The organism is Neisseria sp. P0021.S007, from assembly GCF_051956855.1.
On sequence record NZ_JBQCXA010000285.1, the window covers coordinates 1 to 849 of the forward strand.

The window sequence follows — 849 nt, forward strand, 5'->3', positions numbered from 1 at the left end:
GGTCAACGCTATTTTCACTGTTAACTTACAATCCAGCTGCAAATCCTGTTCCACAATATCGGCCTGATATTGTTTGGCAATCCGTATAGCCTCATTCAAAACAGGATATTCACACTTCAACCAAACTGTCTTTTCGACATTCTTTTCAACAATTTCAGCTATCGCCAATGCCTGAGCTGTTGATTCCTTATAAGCATGAATCAGACCGGGAACACCCAATAGCGTACCTCCAAAATAGCGCACAACTACAACCAACACATCCGTTACGCCGACAGAATCAATCTGCCCCAGAATAGGGCGACCTGCGCTTCCGGACGGTTCTCCATCATCGTTTGCACGAAACTGCATTCCATCCACACCCAATCGATAGGCGTAGCACCAATGTCGCGCCTTGTGATGCTCTTCCTTTAATGGGTCGAGATACTTCTTCACATCGGCCAAAGTGCGAATCGGATAGGCGTACGCGATGAAGCGGCTGCCTTTATCTTTAAATTCAGCCTGTGTCAGTGTGGTAATGGTTTTATAGGTCGTAATCATGCCAAAATATTTTCAGACGGCCTTTGTTATAAAAGGCCGTCTGAACGTTTCACGTGAAACATTAGTTTTTCAGTGCTTCAGTCAGTTGAGGCACAACTTCAAACAAATCACCAACCAAGCCGTAATCTGCCACATTGAAAATCAGAGCGTCAGCATCTTTGTTGATGGCAACAATCACTTTACTGTCCTGCATACCGGCAACGTGTTGGATAGCACCAGAAATACCGATAGCGAAGTATAGTTGCGGCGCAACCACTTTACCGGTTTGTCCGACTTGGGCATCGTTTGGCGCATACTCGGCATCCACTGCCG

Annotated in this window: 2 protein-coding genes; both read right to left on the reverse strand. The window is 46.2% G+C overall.

The features are described from left to right. The coding region (locus ACTHUR_RS12845) for an IMPACT family protein (RefSeq protein ID WP_440398875.1) at positions 1–537 on the reverse strand (537 nt) is incomplete at its 3' end. Positions 538–598: 61 nt separating this feature from the next. Then, positions 599–849: electron transfer flavoprotein subunit alpha/FixB family protein (locus ACTHUR_RS12850; RefSeq protein ID WP_440398877.1), on the reverse strand; the 251-nt coding region annotated here is incomplete at its 5' end.